Origin of the sequence: Nocardia araoensis NBRC 100135 (genome assembly GCF_000308435.1) — a bacterium.
GTDB classification, from domain to species: domain Bacteria; phylum Actinomycetota; class Actinomycetes; order Mycobacteriales; family Mycobacteriaceae; genus Nocardia; species Nocardia araoensis.
In genome coordinates this window covers 1-24268 of sequence record NZ_BAFR01000131.1, presented here as the reverse complement: position 1 = coordinate 24268, position 24268 = coordinate 1, and the positions used below count along the sequence as shown (strand labels likewise).

Sequence of the window (24268 nt, the reverse complement as noted above, 5' to 3'; positions counted from 1 at the left end):
GGAGGTGACGGTGGAGGATCGCCCGGACGACCGGGACGACGCGACGCTCGACGATTCCCGGTGGCGCGAAGCCGGTGATCGCATCGAGACCTTGCTGGAAGCGAGTTCGGCGGGCGGTGCGCTCGCCCGCGAACGCGCGGAGCAACTCGTGCGCGAACTGGTCGGACTCTACGGCGCGGGACTGACCCGCGTCGTCGAGCTGCTCGACGACGCGGCGGTCGAGCGGTTGACCCGCGACGATCTGGTCGCGAGCCTGCTGCTCGTGCACGGGTTGCATCCGCACGATGTGGCCACCCGCGTGGGGAACGCGCTGGACAGCGTGCGCCCGTATCTCGGTTCCCACGGCGGCGACGTCCACTTGGTCGACATCGTCGACGGCGTGGTCCGCTTGGAACTGGCGGGTAGTTGCAAGAGCTGTCCGTCCTCGTCGGTGACGCTCGAACTGGCCGTGGAGGACGCGGTGCGGGCGGCCGCGCCGGAGATCGAGTCCATCGAAGTAGTCGCCGCACAAACCGAGTCGGCGGGGGTGATCTCCGCCGATTCGCTGTTCTCGCGCGTGCGCGCGGACGGCGCGCGGTCCGGCAACTGGGTGGCCGTCCCCGAACTGGCCGAACTGAACGCGGGCGAGGTGGGTGGTTTCACCGTCGCCGGGCTGACCGTGCTGGCCTGCCGGGTCGGCGCGGAGGTGTACGCCTACCGGGACCACTGCCCCGCGTGCGATCGCTCGCTCGCGGGTGCGGCACTGGAGCGGCGCCTGGGGTTCCCGGCCGGTGACGCGGTGCTGCGGTGTCCGGCCTGCCGGGCGCACTACGACGTGGTGCACGCGGGCGCCCGAGTCGACGGCGAAGGGCACCTCGAGCCGCTGCCCGTGCTCGTGCGCTCCGGCGAACTGTCGGTGGCGGTGCCGGTGGAGGTCAACGGGTGAGCACACCGTTCCGCGCGCTCCAGCGGATCGCCGCCGATCGCGGACCCGCCCCCCGGCCCGGCGAGCGGTGCGAGATGTGCGCCGAACCGATCGCCGAGCGGCACCAGCATGTGGTGAACGTCGAGGGCAGGCAGCTGATGTGTGTGTGCCGCGGTTGCTACCTGCTGTTCGTCGACCAGAACGCGGCGCTGCGCTATCGAGCGGTGCCGGACCGGTATGTCTCGTTCCCCGATTTCACGATCAGCCAGGGGGAGTGGGACGCACTGGACATCCCGGTGAATCTGGCGTTCTTCTTCCGCAACTCCGCGCTGGACCGGACGGTGGCGTTCTATCCCGGGCCCGCGGGCGCGACCGAATCGGAATTGCCGCTGGAGCAGTGGAATTCGATCCTGCGCCGGCATCCCGAGTTGGACGTGCTCGCCCCGGATGTGGAAGCGCTGCTCATCCGAGTGCCCGACCGCCGCACCGAGCAGGCCGCCTGCCTGCTGCTGCCGATCGACGCCTGCTACGAGTTCGTCGGCCGGATGCGGCTGCTGTGGCGGGGATTCGACGGCGGCCAGGACGTGCACGAGTACCTGGAGCAGTTCTTCACCGAGGCGTCGGCGCGCGCGAAACCCGGTGGTGCGGCATGAGCCCGGTGTACTCGACGACATTCGCGGTGCTCGAGATCAAGCCCGAGCCGTACGCCGTCGCGCCGATCCTGTCCGCGCGCGTCGGCATCGCCGCGCTCGCGGAGGAACCCGTGCACGCCATCGCCCTGCGCGCGCAGGTGCGCATCGAGCCGTTCCGCCGCGGTTACTCCGACGAGGAGGCCGCGGGGCTGGTCGACCTGTTCGGTCCGCGCGAACGGTGGCACGAGACCCAGCGGTCGTTTCTCTGGATGCACTGCGCCACCATGGTGCCGAGCTTCTCCGGCGGTGCCGAAGTGGACCTGCCGATGCCGTGCACCTACGACTTCGAGGTGACCGGATCGAAATACCTGCACGCGTTGCGCGAGGGTGTGGTTCCGCTGTTGTTCCTGTTCAGCGGAACGGTCTTCATCCGGGGCACGACCGGATTCGCCATCCAGCAGATTCCGTGGGACCGCGAGGACAAGTTCGAGATGCCCGTGTCGGTGTGGCAGGGCCTGATGGACGCGTACTACCCGAATTCCGGGTGGGTGCGGCTGCACAACGACACGCTCCGGGCGCTGGCCGGCTACAAATCCAGCCACGGCCTGCCCGGCTTCGACGACGCGGTGACCCGGCTGCTGACCAGCACCGAGGAGACGCCGTGACGACCGCCGAAGCCCGAGCCCGAGCCCGCGCCGTGGCCGACGCGGTGCTCTACGAGGGTTACCTGCTCTATCCCTACCGGGCCGACGCGCGCAAGAACCAGTCGCGTTGGCAGTTCGGTGTACTCGGGCCGCACGGGGCCGCCGCGGCGGGGCTCGGCGAGGAGCCGACGCTGTCGGCCCAGTGCCTGATCGACCCGGGCGAGAATCCCGAGCTCACCATGACCGTGCGGTTCCTCCAGCTCCAGCGCCGCCAGGTGGTGGACGGCGACGGCGCGCCCGTGGCGGAACTGACCGACGGTGCGCGGTCGTGGCTGTCCTGGGACGAGGCGGTCGAGCAGGAGGTCGTCGTCGGCCCGCTCGCGCCCGGCCGCCTGGTCCGGCCGCTGGACATCCCGGGCGGCTCCGACGCCGAGCGGATCGCCACGGACGTTGCCCCCGTGCCGGGCACCTTCGTGCGCAGCAGGCTGCCGCTGGCGGGTGAGCTGGAACTCGCCGCCGACCGCGACGACGGCTTCCTGCGGCTGACCGTCGTCCTGCGCAACGTGGGCGCACCCGCGACCGACAAGCGCGACGCCATCGCTCGCTCGCTGATCGGCGCGCACATCATCGCGGAGATCACCGACGGCCGGTTCGTTTCCCTGTTGGAACCGCCGCCCGACGCCACCGCCGTGGCTGCCCGCTGCGATCGGTACCGGTGTTTCCCGGTGCTCGCGGGGCCGCCCGGGGACTACAGCGTGCTGCTCATCTCGCCGATCATCCTCTACGACCATCCGGAGATCGCGGAGCAGAGCGAAGGCGCGCTGTTCGACTCCACCGAGATCGACGAGATCCTCACGCTGCGCATACTCACCATGACCGACGCGGAGAAGGCGCGGGCCCGGGCCACCGACCCGCGCGCGGCGGAGATCATCGACCGCTGCGAGGCCATGTCGCCGGACGCGATGCGGCAGCTGCACGGGGTGCTGCGCGACCCGCATGCCGAGGGGCCCGGGTTGATCCCGGAGGTCCCCGAGGGCGTCGATTGGTGGGACCCGCTGGCCGACGGCGCCGTTCGCCCGGATCTCGACGCCGTGCCGGTCGCGGGAGCGCTGGTGCGCAAGGGCAGCCGGGTCCGGCTGCATCCGGCGCGGCGGGCCGACGCCCAGGATCTGTTCTTCGACGGGCAGCGCGCCCGGGTCGTCTCGGTCCATCAGGACGTGGACGGGCAGGCGCACGTCGGGGTGGTGCTGGACGCCGATCCGGCGGCCGAGCTGCACGAATGGTACGGGCGCTACCTGTATTTCGCGCCCGACGAACTGGAGCCGCTCGACGGCACCGAGGAATGAAAGGAAGTCCGCTATGGAAACCGTGGGAGTGGTCTCGACGACCGTCGTCGCCGTGCTGGTGGCGGCGGGAGTGTATCTCGGCGTGCGGTCGATCCCGGATCTGCGGCGATACCTGAAGATCCGGCACATGTAGCGGGGAACCGGAAAGGAGCATCATGGGTGAGTATCGCGAAGAGCCGCAATCGGCACGTGGCGCGCCGGGTTCGCGCGACGCGGGCACGGGCGTCGCGGCCGGAGGCCCGGCGGACCGGGAACCCGGGCACATCGATCACGAGGAGATGACCTCCGCGCATTCGGATGACACCAAGAAGGGCGCCGAGTTCACCTCGCAAGCCCCTTCCGGCGCCGAAGCGGCGACACCTCCATACGACGAACGCAAGGACACCGCCAACGCCCCCGCGGAGACGGCGACCGGAAAGGTCGACGACGCGCGCGTGGGTGGCGCGACAACGCCCACCGAGAAAGAGGGGTGACCCGACGGCCGCGGTGCTGATCGCCGGGATCGGCAACATCTTCCTCGGCGACGACGGATTCGGACCGGAGGTGGTGCGCAGGCTGCCGCGTCACCCCGACCCGGGCGTGCGCGCGGTGGACTACGGCATCCGCGGCATGCATCTCGCCTACGACCTGCTCGACCCGTGGGCGGCGCTGGTGCTGATCGATGCGCTGCCCGACCGCGGTGCGCCAGGCCGGATCGAGGTGTTCGGCGCCGCCCCTGAGGACACCGGCGCCGCACAGCTCGACGCCCACGCGATGAGTCCGGACGCCGTCTTCGCCGGGGTACGCGCGCTGGGCGGCGCGTTACCGCCCACGGTGGTGATCGGCTGTCAGGTCGCCTGTGTGGAGGAGGGCATCGGTCTGTCCGCGCCGGTGGCCGCGGCGGTGCCGGACGCGGTCGCCGCCGTCGGTGCGGTGCTCGCCGCGTTCCTGCCCGCCGGGGCATCCGATGACTCCCCGCTTCCGCGGGCCACAGCGCGACAGGAGGACTGACCATGTGTCTGGGTATCCCGGGACGGGTGCTGGCGATCCCCGACGGCTACCACGGCCAGATCGCGCTGGTCGACGTGTCCGGCGAGCAGCGGAAGGTGAACATCGGCCTGCTGGAAGACGATCCGGCCCGGCCGGGTGACTGGGTGATCATCCACATGGGCTTCGCGGTGGAGAAGACCGACGCCGCGGGAGCCGAGGCGGCGCTGCACGGGCTGCGTCTGCTGCAACGCGGGGACCGGCCATGAGCACCGTGCGGCTGCGGCGGCGTCTGCTGGTGCGCGGTGTGGTGCAAGGCGTCGGGTTCCGGCCGTTCGTCTACACCACCGCCGCGGAACTGGCGCTGTCCGGCAGCGTGAGCAACGACAGCAACGGCGTGATCATCGAGATCGAGGGAGCGCCGAGCGATCTGGACGAGTTCGCCCGGCGGTTGCGCCTGCGTCCGCCGCCGCTGGCGGTGATCGAGTCGGTGGAGCAGGCCGACATCCCGGCGCGCGGCGGCACCGGATTCCACATCGCGGGCACCACGCGCGAGGGCGGCGGTCGCACGCTCGCCTCGCCCGATGTCGCGATCTGCGCCGACTGCGAACGCGAGCTGCGCGATCCGCGCGATCGCCGCTATCGCCATCCGTTCGTCAACTGCACCAACTGCGGTCCGCGTTTCACCATCATCGCGAGCCTGCCCTACGACCGCGAGCGCACGTCGATGGCCGACTTCGCCATGTGCGACCGGTGCGCACGGGAATACGCCGATCCCGCCGACCGCCGCTTCCACGCGCAGCCGATCGCCTGCCCCGACTGCGGACCCACGCTCGCCTATACCGGACCGGGAGCAGGCGCGCCGCTGACGGCCGCGCGGCGACTGCTGCGCGAGGGCGGCATCCTGGCGGTCAAAGGCATCGGCGGGTACCACCTCGCCTGTGACGCCACGAACGAGGCGGCCGTCGCGGAACTGCGCGGGCGCAAGCGTCGCGGCGACAAACCTTTCGCCGTCATGGTGCCGGACCTGGCCACGGCACGGGCCATCGTCGCCGTCGACGACGCCGCCGCGACGCTGCTGACCGGCCCGGCGCGCCCCATCGTGTTGCTCGCTCGCCGTCGCCCGCCCGAGGGAGCTGCCTCGAGCGATCCGGAGTACTGCTCGGCGGTCGTGCACCACGAGGCGGTGCCCGCGCCATCGGTGGCGCCCGGCAACCCGGATCTCGGCGTCATGCTCGCCTATACCCCGCTGCATCTGCTGCTGTTCGGTCTGCCCGGCGACCCGCCCGGCCCGCAGGTGCTCGTGATGACTTCGGGCAATCTCGGCGGCGAGCCGATCTGCTACCAGGACGACGACGCCCGTACCCGCCTCGCCGGGCTCGCCGACGGTTGGCTGTCGCACAACCGGCGCATCCTGGTGCCCTGCGACGACTCGGTGGTGCGCTCGCTCGGCGGCCGCGAGCTACCGGTCCGGCGCTCGCGCGGGTACGCGCCGCTACCGCTGTTGCTGCCGGTGCCGCTGCCGCCGACGCTCGCCGTCGGCGCCGACCTCAAGAACACCTGTGCCATGGCCGACGGCCGCTACGCCTGGCTGAGCCAGCACATCGGCGACATGGACGACCTGGCGACGCTGCGCTCCTTCGACGCCGCGCAGCGCCACCTCGGTGAACTCACCGGGGTCCGCCCCGCGCAGTTGGTCGCCGACGCACACCCGGGTTACCGCTCCACCGCTTGGGCGCGCAGGCACGCGGGCGAGCGAGCCGTCTACACCGTCCAGCACCATCACGCGCACATCGCCGCCGTCATGGGCGAGCACGGACTCGGCCCCACCGAGCAGGTGATCGGCATCGCCTTCGACGGCACCGGGTACGGGCCGGACGCGGCGGTGTGGGGCGGTGAGGTCCTGCTGGCGGGCTACAAGGGCTATCGGCGCCTGGCGCACCTGAAGTACGTGCCGCTCGCGGGCGGCGACATCGCCGTGCGCAGGCCCTACCGCATGGCGCTTGCTCATCTGCGCGCGGCCGGGATCGACTGGTCCGAGGACATTCCCGCGGTCGCGGCGTGTCCGCCCGCCGAGCGCTCGGTGCTGGCCCACCAGTTCCGCACCGGGCTGGGCTGCGCGCCCACGTCGAGCATGGGCCGGTTGTTCGACGCGGTGTCCTCGCTGTGCGGCGTGCGGCACGTCGTCGACTACGAAGCCCAGGCGGCGATCGAGCTGGAAGGGCTCTCGCGTGCGGGGGCCGAAGGCGACACCGCCTACCGATTCCCGCTCACCGACGGCGATCCGGCCGGGATCGATCCAGCACCGGTGATCGCGGACGTGGTCGCCGACGTTCGCGCGGGCGCGCCCGCGCAGGTGGTGGGCGCGCGCTTCCACGCCGCCGTCGCTCGGTTGGTGCTCGACCTCGCGGCCCGTTACGCCGCACCGAGAACGGTCGTCGCCCTGTCCGGCGGCGTCTTCCAGAACGCCCTGCTGCTCGCGCGCTCGTGCGCGCTGCTGCGCGACAACGGGTTCACCGTGATCACCCACCACCGACTGCCGCCCAACGACGGCGGCCTCGCGTTCGGGCAACTCCTCGCGTGTAGCGAGGGATGAGCGAAGGAGAGCAACGATGTGTCTTGCGGTACCAGGCAAAGTGCTCAGCCTGCACGAGCGGGACGGCACGCTGATGTCGATCGTCGACTTCGGCGGCGTGCACAAGGACGTGTGCCTGCAATACATCCCGGACGCGGCGGTCGGCGACTACGTCGTGGTCCACGTCGGTTTCGCGATCCAGCGTCTGGATGAGGAATCCGCGCTGCGGACCCTGGCCGAGTTCGAGCACCTCGGCGTACTGAACGAGGAATTCGGCGACGGGTTCGCCATCGCCGCGAAGCAGGCGGGTCTGGACAATCCCGCCGTCGAGCCGTCACCCGAGGAACCGGAGGCTCAGTCATGAAATATCTGGACGAATTCAGCAATCCCGAGCTGGCCCAGCGCCTGCTCGACCGGATCCGCACCACGACCAGCCGCCGCTGGGCGATCATGGAAGTCTGCGGCGGACAGACCCACTCGATCATCCGCCACGGCATCGACCAGCTGCTGCCCGACCAGATCGAGATGATCCACGGCCCCGGCTGCCCGGTGTGCGTCACCCCGCTGGAGGTGATCGACAAGGCGCTGGAGATCGCCGCGCGACCGGGCGTGATCTTCTGTTCGTTCGGCGACATGTTGCGCGTGCCGGGCAGCTCCAAGGACCTGTTCCGGGTGAAGAGCGAGGGCGGCGACGTCCGGGTTGTCTACTCGCCGCTGGACGCGCTGAACCTGGCGAAGGAGAACCCGGACCGCGAAGTCGTGTTCTTCGGCATCGGATTCGAGACCACCGCTCCGGCCAACGCCATGACGGTGTACCAGGCGAAGCGCCTCGGGATCAGGAACTTCTCGCTGCTGGTGTCGCACGTGCTGGTGCCGCCCGCCATCGCCGCGATCATGGAGTCGCCGACCTGCCGGGTGCAGGGGTTCCTCGCCGCCGGGCACGTCTGCACCGTGATGGGCACCGCCGAGTACCCGCCGCTGGCCGAGCGGTACCGGGTGCCGATGGTGGTCACCGGCTTCGAGCCGCTGGACATCCTGGAGGGCATCCGCCGCACCGTGCTGCAACTGGAGTCGGGCAGGCACGAACTGGAGAACGCGTACCCGCGCGCGGTGTCCGCGGCGGGCAATCCCGCGGCGAAAGCCATGCTGCAAGACGTTTTCGAGGTCACCGACCGAGCCTGGCGCGGCATCGGCGTCATCCCGCGCAGCGGCTGGCGGCTCTCGGAACGCTACCGGGAGTTCGACGCCGAACACCGCTTCGCCGTGGGCGACCTGCACACCGCCGAGTCGACCATCTGCCGCTCCGGCGAGGTGCTGCAAGGACTGATCAAACCGCACGAGTGCGCCGCCTTCGGCAAGCAGTGCACGCCGCGTAACCCGTTGGGCGCCACCATGGTGTCCTCCGAAGGCGCGTGCGCCGCCTACTACCTGTACCGGCGCCTCGATCTGCCAGCGGAGGTGGCGCATGCCTGAGGAAGGCACCGCCCCCGTGACGATCGACATGGAGGGCTGGGTCTGCCCGATGCCGCTGCGGGATTCGCCGAACATCGTGATGGGCCACGGCGGCGGTGGCGCGATGTCCGGCGAACTGATCGAGCATTTGTTCCTGCCCGCGTTCGGCTCGGCCGCGAACGCGGACCTGACCGATTCCGCGGTGGTCACGCTCGACGGCGCGCGGCTGGCCTTCTCCACCGACTCGTTCGTGGTGAAGCCGCTGGTGTTCCCGGGCGGCACGATCGGTGAGCTCGCGGTCAACGGCACGGTGAACGATCTGGCGATGTCCGGTGCGCGCCCGATGGTGCTGTCCACCGCGTTCATCCTGGAGGAGGGCACCGCGCTGGCCGACATCGCGCGCATCGCGCAGGCGGTGGGCACCGCCGCGCTGGCGGCGGAGGTCCAGCTGGTCACCGGGGACACCAAGGTGGTCGACGCCGGGCACGGTGACGGGATCTATATCAACACCGCGGGCATCGGCGTGGTGGCTCCCGAGGTGGACATCCGGCCGCAACGCGCGACCCCGGGCGACGTCGTGCTGGTCAGCGGCGAGATCGGGGTGCACGGCATCGCGGTGCTCAGCTGCCGCGAGGGACTGGAGTTCGGTACCACCGTGCTCAGCGACACCGCGCCGCTGCACGGTCTGGTCGCGGCGATGCTGGCCACCGGCGCCGATGTGCACGTGCTGCGCGACCCCACCCGCGGCGGCGTCGCGGCCTCGCTCAACGAGATCGCCCGCGCCGCGAAAATCGGCGTGGCCCTGGACGAGCGACAGCTGCCGGTGCCCGACGGCGTGCGCGACGCGTGCGGGCTGCTCGGGTTGGACCCGATGTACGTGGCCAACGAGGGCAAGCTCTTGGCGTTCGTAGCGCCCGAGGACGCCGATCGCGTGCTCGCGGCGATGCGGGAACATCCGCTGGGCGCGCAGGCCGCCGCGATCGGCCGCTGCGTCGCAGAACATCCCGGCATGGTGGTCGCCCGCACGGCACTCGGCGGCACGCGGGTGGTGGATCTGCCCGCGGGCGAGCAACTGCCACGGATCTGCTGACCGGGCAAAGGTATCGGTCCCGAGCCAGAAGGCGAGGTGTGGATCATCGTTCGGATCGCCGACACGCCTGCGGCGCCGCGTGCCCCGCTGGACGGGCGGCAGCGGCGCGACGTCGCGGGGATGGCCGCGGTCGTCGTCGCCTTGCACGTCTTCGGGTGGTCCGCGCTGCTGCTGCTCGTGGTCCCCGGCGGATACGCGGTGGACGGTGCGGTGTTCGGCGTCGGCCTCGGCGTCACCGCCTACACGCTCGGGATGCGCCACGCGTTCGACGCCGACCACATCGCCGCGATCGACAACACCACCCGCAAGCTGGTCGCGGACGGGCGCAGGCCGCTGTCGGCCGGATTCTGGTTCTCGCTCGGGCATTCCACCATCGTCTTCGTCCTCGTCGCGCTGCTGGCGTTCGGCGTCAAGGCGCTGGCGGGCAACCTGCGCGACGAGAACTCCGGGTTGCAACGGTGGACCGGCCTGTTCGGCACCGGGATCTCCGGCACTTTCCTGCTCGCCATCGGGGCGTTGAACCTGGTCTCACTGATCGGGATCTGGCGGGTGTTCCGGTCTATGCGTCGCGGGAGCTACGACGATGCCGCGTTGCGGCAGCGGTTGCAGGACCGCGGCGCTGTGCAGCGGGTGATCGGGCCGCTGACCCGGGCGGTGCGCGCGCCGTGGCAGATGTACCTCGTCGGGCTGCTGTTCGGTCTCGGCTTCGACACCGTCACCGAGGTGAGCCTGCTGGTGATCGCGGGCGGCGCGGCGGCGACCGACCTGCCGTGGTACGCGATCCTCGTGCTGCCCGTGCTGTTCTCGGCGGGTATGACGCTGTTCGACGCGCTGGACGGCGCGTTCATGAACTACGCCTACGGGTGGGCGTTCGCCGGGCCGCTGCGCACCGTCTACTACAACATCGTCGTGACCGGTCTGTCGGTGGCCGTGGCGCTGCTGATCGGCGCACAGGAGATGATCTCGCTGCTGGCCGACGAATTCGGCATCGCCGATGGACCACTCGCGTGGGTCGGCGGGCTCGATCTGGGCGCCATGGGGTTCGTGATCGCGGGGCTGTTCGTGCTGACCTGGGCGCTCGCGGTCGGGGTGTGGCGATTCGGCCGGATCGAACAGCGGTGGTCCCCCGGCGGAGGGCCGTGCTGATGGCGGACAGCGGAGCGGAGATGTTCGCCCGGTACGCCTATGCCCCGAATCGGCTCGGCTACTGCGGGCCCCCCGACGCCACGGCCCTGCGCGACGGCTCGGAGGAGCAGGTGCGGGCGGTGGCGCGCCGGTTCACCGGAGCATGGCCGTACCTGCGCGTGATGGCGCGCATGACGGGCATCGCGGACCCGCTGGACCGCAGGCTGGTCGAGGCCTACTGGCTGGGCGGCGGCGTCGGCGCGGATCTGGATGCGCGCGAGTTCACCGCCGAACTACTGGATCTGCTCGGCCCGGTCGCGGGCGGTTACTGGACGCACCTGACACCGCGCCTGGCCGAGGAGGCGGCCGCCAACCATTGCTTCCACGTCTTCGGCGTGTACCCGTGGTCGCGGCTGCTGCGGCACGGTAACGAACATCCTCTGCGCGTCCTCGACAACTGCCGGATCACCTGGGGAACGGTGCTCGACCGCGCCGGCGGCGAGATCGTGTTGCGCTGCCGCGGGCTGAGCTGGGACGGGGAACGTCTGGCGTTGTCGGCGGAAACGGCGCGTTCGGTGCCGATCCGGGTGGACGGCTACGCGGCGCTGCCGGACGTCGCGGTAGGGGAGCGGGTCGCGGTGCACTGGGGACGGCTGTGCGGGCGCCTGGACGAGGCCCAGACTCGCGCTCTGGCAGCGGCCACGGTGCGGCAGCTGGAGTCCACCAATCGGCGACTGGCCGCACCGGAGAGCCCGGTGATCAAATGATGAGTTGTAGGCGGCCTCGTCCACGGTGGACACCGAAGCCGGTGGCTGCACCGCCACGCGCCGAAACGCCGCTTTTTCGGACAGGGTGCCGAACCGTTGAATTGCGGTGAACTCGATGGTTCTAAAAAGGGTCGGCGTGTTTGGGGCACCTCCGTGCGCGTATCCTGTATATAGCTGTCGAGCCCGATCTCGGGGAGCGACACGTGTATTTCATCGTTAGTTGTCCGGGCTGAAGTCCAGAAACGGTGTGTCGGCGCGTCCCCCCGCCATCGTGCCCGACGGGCTGATCCGCATTTCGGATCGCACCCGAAGGGAGGTGAACTGCCGTGATGGATCAGATGATGGGGATGTTGCGCGATATGTGGAACAGCATGTTCCCGGGCATGTCGATGCCGATGCTCCCGATGATGTCGTAGCCGCTCCATAAGCGGGAAAGTGCAGTTGTGCGACCGGCCGAGAATTCGGTGTCAGGGCGGTGGAAACGGTTTTCCCCGACGAGGTGTGCAATTTCCGTACGGTGGTACGTCCACTTTGTGACCCTCCGTAAGAGATGCAATATCACCGCACATAAGAGAGTGATAGCCGCCGGCCATCGGCGCGGACGGAGTGAAATGACTCGGCGGACCGTCGCCGAGTCTCGGCTCGGTCGCCGGTCGGCGGATGTGAATGTGATCGACCTCGGCGGAGGTGCGCCATGACCGGGGATACACGGCAGGCGAAGCAGCCGGTGAGTGCCATGCTGGCAGGCCCGTATGGGCATCCGTTCCATCCGATTCTGGTCACCGTCCCGATCGGCGCCTGGGTCGCCAGTCTGGTGTTCGACCTCGCATCCCGATGGGTCGACGATCCGGAGTTCCTGGTCAGGGGGTCGTCGTGGCTGATCGCGATCGGCGTGCTCGGCGCCCTGGCCGCCGCGACGATCGGTTTCCTCGATCTGCTCGCGATCCCGACCGGGACGCCCGCCTTCCGCACCGGTTTGCTGCACATGACCCTCAATCTGCTGGTGACCATCGCCTATGCGGTCGGTTTCGTGTGGCGGCGGGGCGCCGACACCACACGCGCCGTCCCGGTCGGCCCGCTGGCGCTGTCGGTGGTGGCCCTGGCGGCCTTGGGTTTCTCGGGGTATCTCGGCGGCAAGCTCGCTTACCGGTACGGCGTACGTGTCGCCGACGAGACCACTCAGGCAGGCGGCTTCACACACTGAATCCCTTCCCACCGTCAGGAGGCACACCATGGGCATCGCGGCACTGATCTTCTGGCTGCTCACCGCGGGCGGCGGTTTCTTCCTGCTCGGCACCTGGATCGCCAAGGGCGGCACCCGCCAGCCGAATTCGACGCAGCTGCCTGCCCCGGTACTGTTCGGGCACTTCCTGCTCGCGGTGGCCGGACTGATCGTCTGGATCGTGTACCTGGTCGTCGACAGCACCGCGCTGGCGTGGATCGCGTTCGTCCTGCTGATCCCGGTGGCGCTACTCGGATTCACCATGTTGCTGCGCTGGATTCCCACCTACCGGGCGCGTTCCGCCGGAACCGCCGAACCACCCGAAGGGCACTTTCCCGTAGCCGTCGTCGCGGCTCACGGCGTATTCGCTGTCACGACCGTCGTGCTGGTATTTCTGACCGCCCTCGGCGTCGGGAGCTGACCCCCGATACGGACCGGCCGCCACCCGGATCATCTCGGCTGACGGTTGGCCCACGACCGCGGAACTACGCGCTCATTTCGCGCAGGCCGCGGCCGATGACGATGGTGCGCCGTCGCAGGCCGGGGCGGTGAGGTCGTAGACCGCGACGTTGCCCATGTGCACCGCGGTGTAGTGCGCCGCCACCCAATCGGCGATGTCCTTGTGTCCGGCCGGTCGCCACCATCCGTTGTCGGGAACGTCGGTTCCGGCGGACTGATCGCGCACCCGCCACGAATCGGGCAGCCGCACCTCCTGCGCGAGGTAGTACGTCACCTGATGGGTGCGCACCATGGTCCGGAAGTCGTCGAGGCTGGGTACGGGATCGTCGGAGGTGAAGCCGCCGATGGCGACGACCGAGGTATGGCTGGCGAGTTCGAGCGACGCGGCGACCGACGAGCGATCCACGGCGGCCGACCAGGGCGTTGAGGTGCCGCGCAACAGCGCGGCGAGCTGTGGTTCGACCTCCCGGCCGACGAACGCGGTCACCTCGCGACGCGCGTCGTTCGCCGGTACGGCCGCCGCGGTCCGCGCCGGGCCCACCGTAGGACTGCCTCCCGTGTGCGCCTGCGGCAGCGTGGCCGCGGCGTAGGCCGTCGACCCGCCGATTCCGGCGAGCACGCCCACGGCGACGAGCACCGATACGGCTCTGGCTCGCACTCGTCGAGCGCCGGCCGGGAACGCGGCGGCGACCAGTCCGAGCGCCACAGCCAGCGAGATCGCCAGGAGTGTCCAGCGCAGCGGCGGCAGCCACCCGGGATTGCGGTTCAGCAGGACGAACGCCCACAGCCCCGAGGTGAGCACCAGCGCGGCGGCGCCGATGCGGCCGAACGCCTCGGATCGGCGCCGCCACATCTCGGCCACCCCGACGGCGAACATCCCGGCCACGGCGGGACCGATCGCCAATGTGTAGTAGGCGTGCATGCCGCCGCGCATCACGGTGAACGCGACGCCGTCGACGATCAGCCACAGCCCGAACGCCAAGGCGGCGGCGCGAATCGGATCCGTCCGCTGCGCGCGTAGGCGGGAGGCGAGCACCAGTGCGAAGGCGAGCAAGGCGGCCGGAAGCAGCCAGGAGATCTCGAAACCGATCTCACCGGTGAACAGGCGAGCCGGACCCGGCCCGCTGAATCCGGCGAACCCGCCGCCGTGCCCGGTAGCCGGGGGCATCTCGTATCCGGCGGGCAGCGCGAATCCGCTGCCGCCGTGGTGATTGTGGCCCAGGAAGCGGGCGAATCCGTTGTATCCCAGCACCAGATCCATGAACGTGTTGTCCGTCGAGCCCGCCAGATACGGCCGCGCCGTGGCCGGCCACAGCATCGTCAGCAGCACATACCAGCCCGACGAGACGACCAGGGTCGCCGCGGCGGCCGACAAGTGCAGCAAGCGGTTTCGCACCGAGGTCGGCGCGACGATCAGATAGGTGAGCGCCAAGGCGGGCAACACCATGAGACCTTCGAGCATCTTCGCCAGGAACGCGAACCCGAGCGCGACGCCCGCCAGCATCAGCCAGCGCACGCTCGCCCGCCGCGCCGACCGGAGCGTGCAGTACGCACCCGCGGTCATCAGCAGCACCATCACGGCATCCGGATTGTTGAACCGGAACATCAACGCCACCACCGGTGTTGCCGCCAGCACGGCACCGGCGAGCAGACCGGCGGCCCGGCTGCTGGTGGCCCGCGCGACCATCGCGTACATCAGCGCCACCGCGGCGACGGCCATCAGGGCTTGCGGCACGAGCATGCTCGCGCTGCCGAATCCGAACAGCTGACCCGACACGCCCATCACCCATTGCGAGACCGGCGGCTTGTCCACCGTGATGAAGTTGCCCGGGTCCAGGGAACCGAACAGCACCGCTTTCCAGTTCCGCGCACCCGACCAGGCTGCCGCGGCGTAGAAGCCGTTGCCCATCCCGTTGACCGTGATGTGCCACAGATACGCGGCCGCGGTCCCGATCAGCAGCGCCGCCAGACCCACCCGTTCCCGTAGGCGTGCGGGCGGTAATCCGCCCGGCTCGAGCGGAGTGGCAATCGGATTCGCATCGGGCTCGGCGGGGATCGCTGTCACCGCAGGAGTCTCGCAAGCGTTCCGGTGGATCTCCTGCGCGGCGGCTGGCAATCAGCTGTGAGTGCCGGACGTCCACCCCCGACAGGCGCCCCGTCGGCGGTGGATCGGTCCGCCGGGCCGTCAGATCTTACGGATCACCGTGACGACCTTGCCCAGAATCTGCGCGTCGTTGCCGGGGATCGGCTCGAAGACCGGGTTGTGCGGCATCAGCCAGACGTCCTTGCCGGTGCGCTTGAAGGTCTTCACCGTGGCCTCGCCATCGATCATCGCCGCGACGATGTCGCCGTTCTCGGCCACGTTCTGCTGCCGCACGACCACCCAGTCGCCGTCGCAGATCGCCGCGTCGATCATGGACTGACCGACGACCTTCAGCAGGAACAGCGAACCGTCGCCGACCAGTTCGCGCGGCAGCGGGAAGACGTCCTCCACGGCCTGCTCCGCCAGGATCGGGCCACCGGCGGCGATGCGGCCGAGCACCGGGACGAAGGTGGGGACGGGGCGATCGACCTCCACGGAGATCTCACCGTCGTCGACCGCCGCGACCGGCAGGCTGGTCACCGACCGCACCACTTCGTCCAGGCCACGGACGTCGACGGCACGTGGCCGATTCGGGTCGCGGCGCAGGTAGCCCTTGCGCTCGAGGGCACGCAGCTGATGGGCGACCGACGAGGTGGAGGTGAGGCCGACGGCGTCACCGATCTCCCGGATGCTCGGCGGGTAGCCGCGCTCGCTCACCGAGGTGCGGATCACCTCGAGCACCTTGCGCTGACGCACGGTGAGATCCGCCCCGGTACCCGCCGCGTCGGCGCCGCTGTCGGTCTCGTCACCCGTGTCGTCCGTCTGCCTCACCGCAACCGCCCTTTCCTGCTGTGCCAGGCCGGTCCGCGCCCGGCGTGTGTCCGCATGGCCTGTCATGTCTTCGGTCCTTCGAATCTAGTCCGGTCGCGCCGTTGGATCAAACATCTGTTCGACGCATGTCGGGTGTTCGGGCTGACTTTGTCGCCGCGGCGTGGTAGAAATCGAACACCAGTTCTTCGAACATTTGAGCGAATGAAGTCTGAACACGTGTTCGAACGGCTCGAACGGCGACGGAGCACCCACTACGGAGGTTTGTCCGATGAGCACTGCGATCAGCCATGTCACCCGTTCCGTCGGCGCGGCGGAGGCCGAAGGCGGGCGCCGCGCCGCCGATCCCGTTTCGGTGCAGGACGATCTCGGGTACGAGAGCGCTCGGCGGCTGCTGTGCGGCGGCGCGCGCCCGCGTGCGCTGACGCCTGCGCACCGATCCGCGGTCGACCGGCGCCCGCCCGGCGCGCGTCCCGGCGCGGGCATGGTCGCCTACGACCGGGGCGCGCGCACTTCGGCGCGGCGGCGCTCCCGTGGCGAACATCCGATGCGCCGGGTCGAGCAGGCGCAGATCGGGTTCGCCGCCTTGGCCGTCGCCGCGCTGCTCACCGCTTCGGCGGTGGTCGGGCTGATCGCGGTGGCGCATGTGCGGGCGGGTGAGTGGGGCGGCGGACCCGGTCGGTCGGTACCGGCGGTGGTGGATGGCTCGAGCGTGCCGGGGAGCGGCAATTCGCGTTGAGCGCAAGGGAAATCGGCCACTCTGGGCGACCGGAATTGTTGATCGCCAAACTAGAACGTGTTGCTACCGTGCTGAAAACGTGATCCGGGCAACAGCGCCCGAACGAAGTCGGGACTTTTCAGCACATGACACTCCGCACCGCCGGCCGCTCGGTTCGGGTCTTCACCCGCGTGGCCGCCTTGTCCCTCTGTCTGGTCTTCGGGCTCGGCACGGCAGTCGTCGCCAGGGCGGAACCCGCCTACGCGCCATATCTCGACCTCCCGTCCGTCAACGGCGACGGTGCGGGGCCGGGCGGGCTCAATTCCTCTCTGCCGCTGGACGAATCCGAACTCGCGGAGGCGTTGCGCCAGGCGCGGGCCGATGGCGTGGCACCGCGCCGGTACGCCACGCTGCTGCATCAGTACTGGCTGGTGGTCGCCACCCGCAACGCCGACATCGACGTGGCGGCGTGGGATCCCGGTCGCGGCCCGCGCGCGAACGAACGCACCTTCAATCAGGTCTACGTCAACTACCTGCGGCTGGCCACGCAGCACCCGGAGTTCTACTGGGCGGGGCTCGCCGGGATCGCGGGTGGATCGTTCGCCTCCGGCTTCTTCGACATGAGCGACGCCGGCGCCGTCCTGGACGTGCCGGGCATCCATCAGCTCGGCGACACGGTCGCCGAGCTCCTGCGCGCCACCCCACCGGAATTGGCGCGCGCGCTGCCGGAGGACATCCGGCTGCTCGCCACCGAGGGGTCCCGCCTCACCGCGGCGGACGTCGCCTGGTACCAGACGCGCCTGATGATCATGCAGAAGCACATCTTCACGGATCTGGTGCCGATGCACGAGGCCTACGTCGCGCTCGGCATGCGCGGGATCGATGAGATGCGGGCGGCCGGGGTGCTCGACGACGACATCCACACCGCCTGGCGGTCGATCGCCTCGGGTACCCGGGACGGCCTTGTCGACGCGCTGGTCCGAATGACCGATCGGGAGCAGAACCACGTCGTGGCCGACCAGTGGGACGAGACCTCGGCGGGCCGTGCGCCGATCGGCCGCGTGCTCACCTACGTCAGCACCGTCGCGGGCAAACCCGCTGTTCCGGGCGTTCGCGCGCCGGGCGTGTTCGCCCCGACGGTGGTCAGCGCCGAGATAGGAGGCCGCAACCTCGAGCTGCGCGTGCCATTGCCCGCCTTCAACTGGGCCGACCGCGATACCCGATGGAACTACATCACCGGTGATCTGGTGCCCCGCCACATCGATATGGAGACCGATCCCGTCGCGGCCGGCGCAGTCCTCGGCGAGGCGTTCTGGAACAAGCTCGCCCGCGGTCGCCTGGCCGCCCGGTTGCCGGACCTGCTGGCGGACTTGACCGCGCACTGGCAGATCTCCGGTTGACCGAGCCCCGTCCGGTAGCCGGGGTGAGTGCGACAAACCGGAAACTCGGACGGGTATCCTCGAAGTGTTATGCAGGTGTTCCGCGTGTCGTACGAGGAATGTCTGGTGCCGGGGTATAGACCTCTGTACACGGGCTCGCCGGACCGATCGCCGCGCGATCGGCGCCCGGTCCGGACGCGAGCACGCGCATCGACGAAGGATTTCTCGGATGCATTGCCCGTACTGCCGACACCCCGACTCCCGGGTGGTGGACTCGCGCGAGGCCGACGAAGGCGCGGCCATCCGCCGCCGTCGCGCCTGCCCGCAATGTGGACGGCGGTTCACCACGGTGGAGACGGCCATCCTGTCGGTGGTCAAGCGTAGCGGCGTCACCGAGCCGTTCAGCCGCGAGAAGGTGATCCGGGGTGTGCGCCGGGCCTGTCAAGGCCGCGAGGTCGACGACGATGCGCTGAACCTGCTCGCCCAGCAGGTGGAAGACGCCGTGCGGGCGAAGGGCTCTCCCGAGGTGCCCAGTCACGAGGTGGGTCTGGCCATCCTCGGCCCGCTGCGTGATCTGGACGAGGTGGCCTACCTGCGCTTCGCCTCGGTCTACCGGTCGTTCACCTCGGCCGAGGACTTCGAACGCGAGATCCGGGATATGCGCCGGGCGCGCGCGGAAGCGTTGTCGGCCGCCGACTGACTCAGCGCCGGACGGCGGCGATCGCCTTCTCGATGCGCTTGGCCGATACCGGGAATGGGGTGCCGAGCTTCTGCGCGAACAGGCTGACCCGGAATTCCTCGATCATCCACCAGATCTCGGTGACGGCGGGCGCATGCCTGCGGTTCTCCGGTAGCGACGCGACCAGGCGGTCGTATGCGGCCAGTACCCGATCGAGTTCGGCCATGCCTTGCCGATCGCGAACGGCGGAGCCGGGCAGCGCCTCCAGCCGCGCCACCGCGGCTTGAAGATAGCGGGGCAGCTCACGCAGCCGGGCCGCGCCCGTCTCGGACACGAAGCCGCGGAACACCAGGTTGTCGAGCTGGTGACGGACGTCGTCGGCGATGTCGCGCTCGCTCGTTCGCTCCAGCGCCGCGGAGACCTGGTGTGCGCCGGCGAGAATCGGCACAACCACGCGTACGAAGCGAGCGACGGTGGCGGCGAAATCGGGCCTGATCCGGGCGACGAGCGCGTCGAACTCCGCCGGGTCGTGTACCGGCCCGCCCGCGGCCGCGAGCAGTTCGTCGGCGGCGGCCGCACGGCAGTCCTCGAGCAGCGCCTCCAGCGAGCCGTACGGATTCTGGCTCAGGGCGAGGCGGTCGGCGGGTGACATGCCCGCGGTCGCGGAGCGGACCGAGGTGGGCAGTGCGTGCAGCAGCAGTGCCCTGGTGCCGAGGCGCATGGCGGCGGCCTGCTCCGCGGGGGAGCTGAGCACCCGAACCGCCACGCCGTCCCCTTCGGCGACGAGCGCCGGGTATCCGGTGACGGTCTGCCCCGCGACCTCTCGCCGCACCGTCGGCGCGATGACGCCGAGCGATTCCGAGGTCCACACGGTGGCCGGCGGGCGTTCCGCGCCCGCGGTGGCTCGGGCAACCGAGGCGGAGACCTGTTCGGCCAGTTGCGTTTTCAGCGCGGTGAGACTCTTGCCGCGGGCGAGCGTGGCACCGTCGTCCCCGACGGCCGCGAAGGTCATGCGCAGGTGGTCGGGCAGTGCGGAGAGATCGAAGTCGGTGGGTGCGATGGAAACCGAGCCGAGCCGGGACAGCTCGCGCGCCAGCCCGGCGCGCAGCGGCTCCGCACGGGGGGTGAGCGCCGCCAACGCGGCGGCCGCGAAATCGGGGGCGGGAACGACGCTGCGCCGCAACGTCTTCGGCAATGTCTTGATCATCGCCGCGGCCAGCTCGTCGCGCATGCCCGGCACCAGCCAATCGAAACCGACGGCGCGGACGTGGGCGAGCTGTTCCACCGGGATCCGCACGGTCACACCGTCGTCCTCGTTGCCCGGTTCGAACTGGTAGGAGAGCGGAAAACTGAGTTCGCCCTGCCGCCACGAGTCGGGGAAGGCCGCCGGGTCCAGCGCGGCCGCGCCCTCGTTGACCACGGTGGAGGTGGAGAAGTCCAGCTGAGCCGGGTCTTCCCGGCGTGCGGTGCGCCACCAGCTGTCGAAGTGCCGCACCGAGACGATGTCGGCGGGCAGGCGCTTGTCGTAGAACTCGAACAGCACCTCGTCGTCGACCAGGATGTCGCGGCGGCGGGCGCGGTGCTCCAGGTCGGCGACATCGTCGAGCAGCGCGCGATTGCGGTGGAAGAACTCGTGCCGGGTCTGCCATTCGCCCTGCACCAGGGCATGGCGGATGAACAACTCGCGCGACAGTTCGGGGTCGATGCGGCCGTAGTCCACTGGCCTGCCGGTGACCAGCGGGATCCCGTACAACGTCACCCGTTCGTAGGCGCGCGCCGAGCCTCGCTTGGCCGACCAGTGCGGTTCGGAGTAGGTGCGCTTGACGAGGTCGCCCGCTAGCCGCTCGGCCCATTCGGGCTCGATCTTCGCGGCCATCCGGCCCCACAGCCGCGACGTCTCGACCAGTTCGGCGGCCATCACCCAGCGGGGCGGCTTCTTCGCCAGCGACGAACCGGGGAAGATCATGAATTTGGCATTGCGGGCGCCGAGGAATTCCCGGCTTTCCGCTTCGCGGACGCCGATGTGCGACAGCATGCCCGCCAGCAGCGCCTGATGGATGGACGTGGCATCCCAGGGGAGTCCGTCGCTGTCCACGACGGCTGCGGTGGCGGATCTGCCACGTTCGGAGCCGGCGCGGCCGTCACCGCCGCGACGTCGGCGTGACCTGTTGCCGGACTTGCGATCCGGTGCCGCCGCTTCGGCCCCGCCCGGTTCCGCGCCGTCCGCCGAACCCTCCGCCCGCGTGGACCAGCCGAGGCCCCTGGTGATCGTGCGCAGTTGGCCGTGCAGATCCTGCCACTCCCGAATTCGCAGGTAGTGCAGGAACTCCTCCCGGCACAGGCGCCGGAACTGATTGGATGACAACGACTTGCGCTGTCCGCCGAGGTACTCCCACAGGCGCAGGTAGGCCAGGAAATCGGAACCGTCCACGGTGAAGCGGGCGTGCTTGGTATCGGCTGCCTGCTGCTGTTCGGCGGGACGCTCGCGGACGTCCTGGATCGACAGCGCCGCGACGATCACCAGAACGTCGGCCAGGCAACCGGTGCGCTGCGCCTCGACCAGCATCCGCGCCATCCGCGGATCGACCGGCAACTGCGCCATCTCGCGGCCGATCGGCGTCAGCGACAGTGCGGCGTCGTCGCCACTCGCCCGGGCCGCGCCGTCCCGGCGCGCGAGTGCGCCGAGTTCCTCGAGCAGGGCGACGCCGTCGCGGATCGCGCGCCGATCCGGCGCCTCCACGAACGGGAAGTTCTCGATGTCGCCGAGTCCGAGCGCGGTCATCTGCAGGATGACCGCGGCCAGGTTGGTGCGCAGGATCTCCGGATCGGTGAACGTGGGCCTGGATTCGAAGTCGTCCTCCGAGTACAGCCGGATGCAGATGCCGTCGGCGACGCGACCACACCGCCCGGAGCGCTGCCGCGCCGATGCCTGGGACACCGGTTCGATCGGCAGCCGCTGCACCTTGGTCCGCATGGAATAGCGCGAGATCCGCGCGGTGCCGGGGTCGACGACGTACCGGATGCCGGGCACCGTGAGCGAGGTCTCCGCGACGTTCGTCGCGAGCACCACCCGGCGTCCGGTGTGCGGGGCGAACACGCGATGCTGTTCGGCGGTGGACAGCCGGGCGTACAGCGGGAGGATCTCGGTGCGCGGCAGCTTCAGATCGCGCAGCGCGTCCGCGGTGTCGCGGATCTCGCGCTCGCCGGACAGGAACACCAGCACGTCGCCGTCGCCCGCGGCGAACAGCTCGGTCACCGCGTCGCCGATGGCGTCCACCGGGTCCCGGTCGACGATGCGCGTGTCCTCGTCGTCTTCGTCCTCGGCGACGCTCGGTAACTCCAGCGCGAGCGGCCGGTAGCGGATCTCCACCGGATACGAGCGCCCGGAGACCTCGACGATCGGTGCGGGCGTGCCGTGTTCGTCCGCGAAATGCCGGGCGAACAGTTCGGGATCGATGGTCGCCGAGGTGATGATCACCTTGAGATCGGGCCTGCGGGGCAGCAGCTGCTTGAGGTAGCCGAGCAGGAAGTCGATGTTGAGACTGCGTTCGTGCGCCTCGTCGATGATGATCGTGTCGTAGCGTCGCAGCAGCCGGTCGCGCTGGATCTCGGCGAGCAGGATGCCGTCGGTCATCAGCTTGATCAAGGTGTGCTCGGAGGCGTGGTCGGTGAACCGCACCGTGTAGCCGACCACGTCGCCGAGTTCGGTGCCCAGTTCTTCGGCGATGCGCTCGGCCACGGTGCGCGCCGCCAGCCTGCGGGGTTGAGTGTGCCCGATGGTGCCGCGGATGCCGCGGCCGAGTTCGAGGCAGATCTTCGGGATCTGCGTGGTCTTGCCGGAGCCGGTCTCACCGGCGACGATGACCACCTGGTGCTCGGCGATGGCCGCGGCGATGTCCTCGCGGCGGGCGGTGACCGGCAGCTGTTCCGGGTAGCGGATCTCCGGCACCGCCGCGCGCCGCGCCTCGACGCGCAGTTCGGCCGCCGTGATCTCGGCCTCTACCGCGCCCAGATCGCCGCCGCGGGCCTTGTCGAGCCTGCGCCGCAACCGGTGTTCGTCGCGAAGGGAGAGATTCGCCAGGCGGGTGCGAAGGTCGCGGAGATCGGTGGCGGCTGTCCTGGTCATTGCATCGACCAGCCTAGCGAAATCCGCCAGCGGATTTTTCCGGCAGGCGGTGCGGCCGGTAGCCGAGGGGAGCTGGTGGGGGCGCCCGAGCGGTGCGGCACCCGGATATGTGCGGGTCAGCGCGCTGCACACGGTGCCGGGCCCTGATTCGCGGAGCGGTGCGGGTTCGCGGGTATGGACCGCGGCGGGGGAACCGGCAAAGGTGGAGGCATGAACGCGCTATGGCATGGCTTCGCCGACATGGGCGCCGTCGAGCGGGACGGAGCGTTCGTGGTCGCCCGCGGGGACGGCGCCTACGTCTTCGACCGGGAGGGCAATCGCTACCTGGACGCGACCGCGGGCCTGTGGTTCGCCAACGTGGGCCACGGACGCGGCGAGATCGCCGACGCGGTGGCCGCCCAGCTGCGCACGATCGCGCACTACTCCAATTTCGGTGACATCACCGAGCCCGCCACCCTGGAGCTCGCCGAGCGGCTGGCCGGGCTCGCGCCGGTGCCCGGCAGCAAGATCTTCTTCACCTCGGGCGGCTCCGACTCCGTCGACACCGCGACCAAGCTGGCCCGCCGCTACTGGCACGAACTCGGACAGCCCGGCAAGACGCTCGTGGTCGGGCGGCGCATGGCCTATCACGGCATGCATGTCGGCGGCACGGCGCTGGGTGGCCTCCCGGGCAACCGCGAGGGCTACGGCGAGTTGATGCCCGCGGCCCGAACCATCGAGTGGGATGACGCGAAAGCCCTGCTCGCCTTGATCGAGGAGGTGGGCGCCGAACGGATCGCCGCGTTCTTCTGCGAGCCCGTCATCGGTGCGGGCGGTGTGTATCCGCCCCCGGAGGGTTACCTCGCCGAGGTGCGCCGGATCTGCCGCGACCACGACATCCTGTTCGTCGCCGACGAAGTGGTCACCGGTTTCGGCCGTATCGGCGGAGCGTGGTTCGCCTCGTCCCGGCTCGCGCTCGAACCCGACCTGATGACCACCGCGAAGGGACTGACCTCCGGCTATCTCCCGATGGGCGCGGTCTTCGCCGCTCCGCGCGTGGCGGAGCCGTTCTTCGCCGGCGGGGTGTGGTGGCGGCACGGCTACACCTACGGCGGCCATGCGGGCGCGGCGGCCGCCGCGTTGGCGAATCTCGACATCGTCGAGCGGGAAGACCTGCTCGCTGCCGCTCTGCGCCTGGAAGCCACCCTGCACGATCAGCTGGCGGCGCTCGCCGAACATCCCAGGGTCGCCGAGGTGCGCAGCGGATTCGGCGCCGTCGCGGCCGTCCAGCTCG

The 24268-nt window shown here is 70.1% G+C and carries 23 protein-coding genes; 20 read left to right on the top strand and 3 right to left on the bottom strand.

Features of this window, described 5'->3' with window-relative positions:
* The first annotated feature begins 10 nt into the window (after positions 1 to 10).
* From ON21_RS17690 to ON21_RS17620, 16 genes are all read left to right on the top strand, one after another.
* Positions 11 to 925: a NifU family protein gene (locus ON21_RS17690; RefSeq protein WP_039799295.1), complete on the top strand. Its 915-nt coding sequence runs from the start codon at positions 11 to 13 to the stop codon at positions 923 to 925.
* A complete protein-coding gene (locus ON21_RS17685) occupies positions 922 to 1557 on the top strand; it encodes a DUF5947 family protein (protein WP_039799242.1) in 636 nt (211 codons plus the stop codon). Before ON21_RS17690 ends, ON21_RS17685 begins: the two co-directional genes overlap by 4 nt.
* Entirely contained in the window at positions 1554 to 2201 is a 648-nt protein-coding gene (locus tag ON21_RS17680; protein WP_039799241.1) for a DUF6084 family protein, read from the top strand. Before ON21_RS17685 ends, ON21_RS17680 begins: the two co-directional genes overlap by 4 nt.
* On the top strand, positions 2198 to 3526 hold the full coding sequence (locus tag ON21_RS17675; RefSeq protein WP_039799240.1) for a hypothetical protein: 1329 nt from the start codon (positions 2198 to 2200) through the stop codon (positions 3524 to 3526). The genes ON21_RS17680 and ON21_RS17675 overlap by 4 nt, the downstream gene beginning before the upstream one ends.
* 13 nt (positions 3527 to 3539) lie before the next feature.
* Positions 3540 to 3659, top strand: a complete 120-nt coding sequence (locus ON21_RS41015) for a DUF6893 family small protein (RefSeq protein ID WP_085994907.1) — start codon at positions 3540 to 3542, stop codon at positions 3657 to 3659.
* 22 nt (positions 3660 to 3681) lie between these two features.
* Positions 3682 to 3999, top strand: a complete 318-nt coding sequence (locus ON21_RS40165; RefSeq protein ID WP_051020904.1) for a hypothetical protein — start codon at positions 3682 to 3684, stop codon at positions 3997 to 3999.
* 13 nt (positions 4000 to 4012) lie between these two features.
* A complete protein-coding gene (locus tag ON21_RS17665; RefSeq protein WP_039799239.1) occupies positions 4013 to 4516 on the top strand; it encodes a hydrogenase maturation protease in 504 nt (167 codons plus the stop codon).
* Between the two features lie 2 nt (positions 4517 to 4518).
* The gene (locus tag ON21_RS17660) at positions 4519 to 4761 is read left to right on the top strand and encodes a HypC/HybG/HupF family hydrogenase formation chaperone (protein WP_039799237.1); all 243 of its coding nucleotides are present in this window, start codon (positions 4519 to 4521) and stop codon (positions 4759 to 4761) included.
* Complete coding sequence (gene hypF / locus ON21_RS17655) at positions 4758 to 7088, top strand: carbamoyltransferase HypF (RefSeq protein WP_039799235.1); 2331 nt, start codon at positions 4758 to 4760, stop codon at positions 7086 to 7088. Before ON21_RS17660 ends, hypF begins: the two co-directional genes overlap by 4 nt.
* A gap of 16 nt (positions 7089 to 7104) precedes the next feature.
* Complete coding sequence (locus ON21_RS17650; protein WP_039799234.1) at positions 7105 to 7431, top strand: HypC/HybG/HupF family hydrogenase formation chaperone; 327 nt, start codon at positions 7105 to 7107, stop codon at positions 7429 to 7431.
* Positions 7428 to 8540 carry a hydrogenase formation protein HypD gene (gene hypD, locus ON21_RS17645; protein WP_039799233.1) on the top strand — a complete coding sequence of 371 codons (1113 nt, stop codon included), beginning with the start codon at positions 7428 to 7430 and terminating at the stop codon, positions 8538 to 8540. Before ON21_RS17650 ends, hypD begins: the two co-directional genes overlap by 4 nt.
* Entirely contained in the window at positions 8533 to 9609 is a 1077-nt protein-coding gene (gene hypE, locus ON21_RS17640; protein ID WP_039799232.1) for a hydrogenase expression/formation protein HypE, read from the top strand. The genes hypD and hypE overlap by 8 nt, the downstream gene beginning before the upstream one ends.
* 87 nt (positions 9610 to 9696) lie before the next feature.
* Positions 9697 to 10755, top strand: a complete 1059-nt coding sequence (gene nicT / locus ON21_RS17635; RefSeq protein ID WP_218004103.1) for a Nickel transporter NicT — start codon at positions 9697 to 9699, stop codon at positions 10753 to 10755.
* The gene (locus ON21_RS17630) at positions 10755 to 11501 is read left to right on the top strand and encodes a DUF6390 family protein (protein ID WP_039799290.1); all 747 of its coding nucleotides are present in this window, start codon (positions 10755 to 10757) and stop codon (positions 11499 to 11501) included. The genes nicT and ON21_RS17630 overlap by 1 nt, the downstream gene beginning before the upstream one ends.
* A 694-nt stretch (positions 11502 to 12195) precedes the next feature.
* Positions 12196 to 12705 (top strand): DUF2231 domain-containing protein, encoded by a 510-nt coding sequence (locus ON21_RS17625; protein ID WP_039799230.1) that lies wholly within the window; start codon positions 12196 to 12198, stop codon positions 12703 to 12705.
* 28 nt (positions 12706 to 12733) lie between these two features.
* On the top strand, positions 12734 to 13144 hold the full coding sequence (locus ON21_RS17620) for a hypothetical protein (protein WP_039799228.1): 411 nt from the start codon (positions 12734 to 12736) through the stop codon (positions 13142 to 13144).
* A gap of 72 nt (positions 13145 to 13216) precedes the next feature.
* On the opposite strand, the gene ON21_RS17615 is transcribed toward ON21_RS17620, so the two are convergent.
* Both ON21_RS17615 and lexA read right to left on the bottom strand, forming a co-directional pair.
* On the bottom strand, positions 13217 to 15247 hold the full coding sequence (locus tag ON21_RS17615; protein ID WP_051020902.1) for an ArnT family glycosyltransferase: 2031 nt from the start codon (positions 15245 to 15247) through the stop codon (positions 13217 to 13219).
* A gap of 120 nt (positions 15248 to 15367) precedes the next feature.
* A complete protein-coding gene (lexA, locus tag ON21_RS17610; RefSeq protein ID WP_039799288.1) occupies positions 15368 to 16096 on the bottom strand; it encodes a transcriptional repressor LexA in 729 nt (242 codons plus the stop codon).
* Between the two features lie 268 nt (positions 16097 to 16364).
* Here lexA and ON21_RS17605 point away from each other — a divergent pair, with 268 nt between their 5' ends.
* The 3 genes from ON21_RS17605 to nrdR all read left to right on the top strand — a co-directional run bounded on the left by ON21_RS17605 (position 16365) and on the right by nrdR (position 18890).
* Entirely contained in the window at positions 16365 to 16832 is a 468-nt protein-coding gene (locus ON21_RS17605) for a hypothetical protein (RefSeq protein WP_039799227.1), read from the top strand.
* Positions 16833 to 16957: 125 nt separating this feature from the next.
* Positions 16958 to 18211 (top strand): hypothetical protein, encoded by a 1254-nt coding sequence (locus ON21_RS17600; RefSeq protein ID WP_039799226.1) that lies wholly within the window; start codon positions 16958 to 16960, stop codon positions 18209 to 18211.
* 208 nt (positions 18212 to 18419) lie between these two features.
* Positions 18420 to 18890 carry a transcriptional regulator NrdR gene (gene nrdR / locus ON21_RS17595; RefSeq protein ID WP_039799225.1) on the top strand — a complete coding sequence of 157 codons (471 nt, stop codon included), beginning with the start codon at positions 18420 to 18422 and terminating at the stop codon, positions 18888 to 18890.
* Between the two features lies 1 nt (position 18891).
* On the opposite strand, the gene hrpA is transcribed toward nrdR, so the two are convergent.
* The gene (gene hrpA / locus ON21_RS17590) at positions 18892 to 22995 is read right to left on the bottom strand and encodes an ATP-dependent RNA helicase HrpA (protein ID WP_039799224.1); all 4104 of its coding nucleotides are present in this window, start codon (positions 22993 to 22995) and stop codon (positions 18892 to 18894) included.
* A gap of 210 nt (positions 22996 to 23205) precedes the next feature.
* On the opposite strand from hrpA, the gene ON21_RS17585 reads away from it, so the two are divergent.
* The coding region (locus ON21_RS17585; protein WP_039799223.1) for an aminotransferase family protein at positions 23206 to 24268 on the top strand (1063 nt) is incomplete at its 3' end.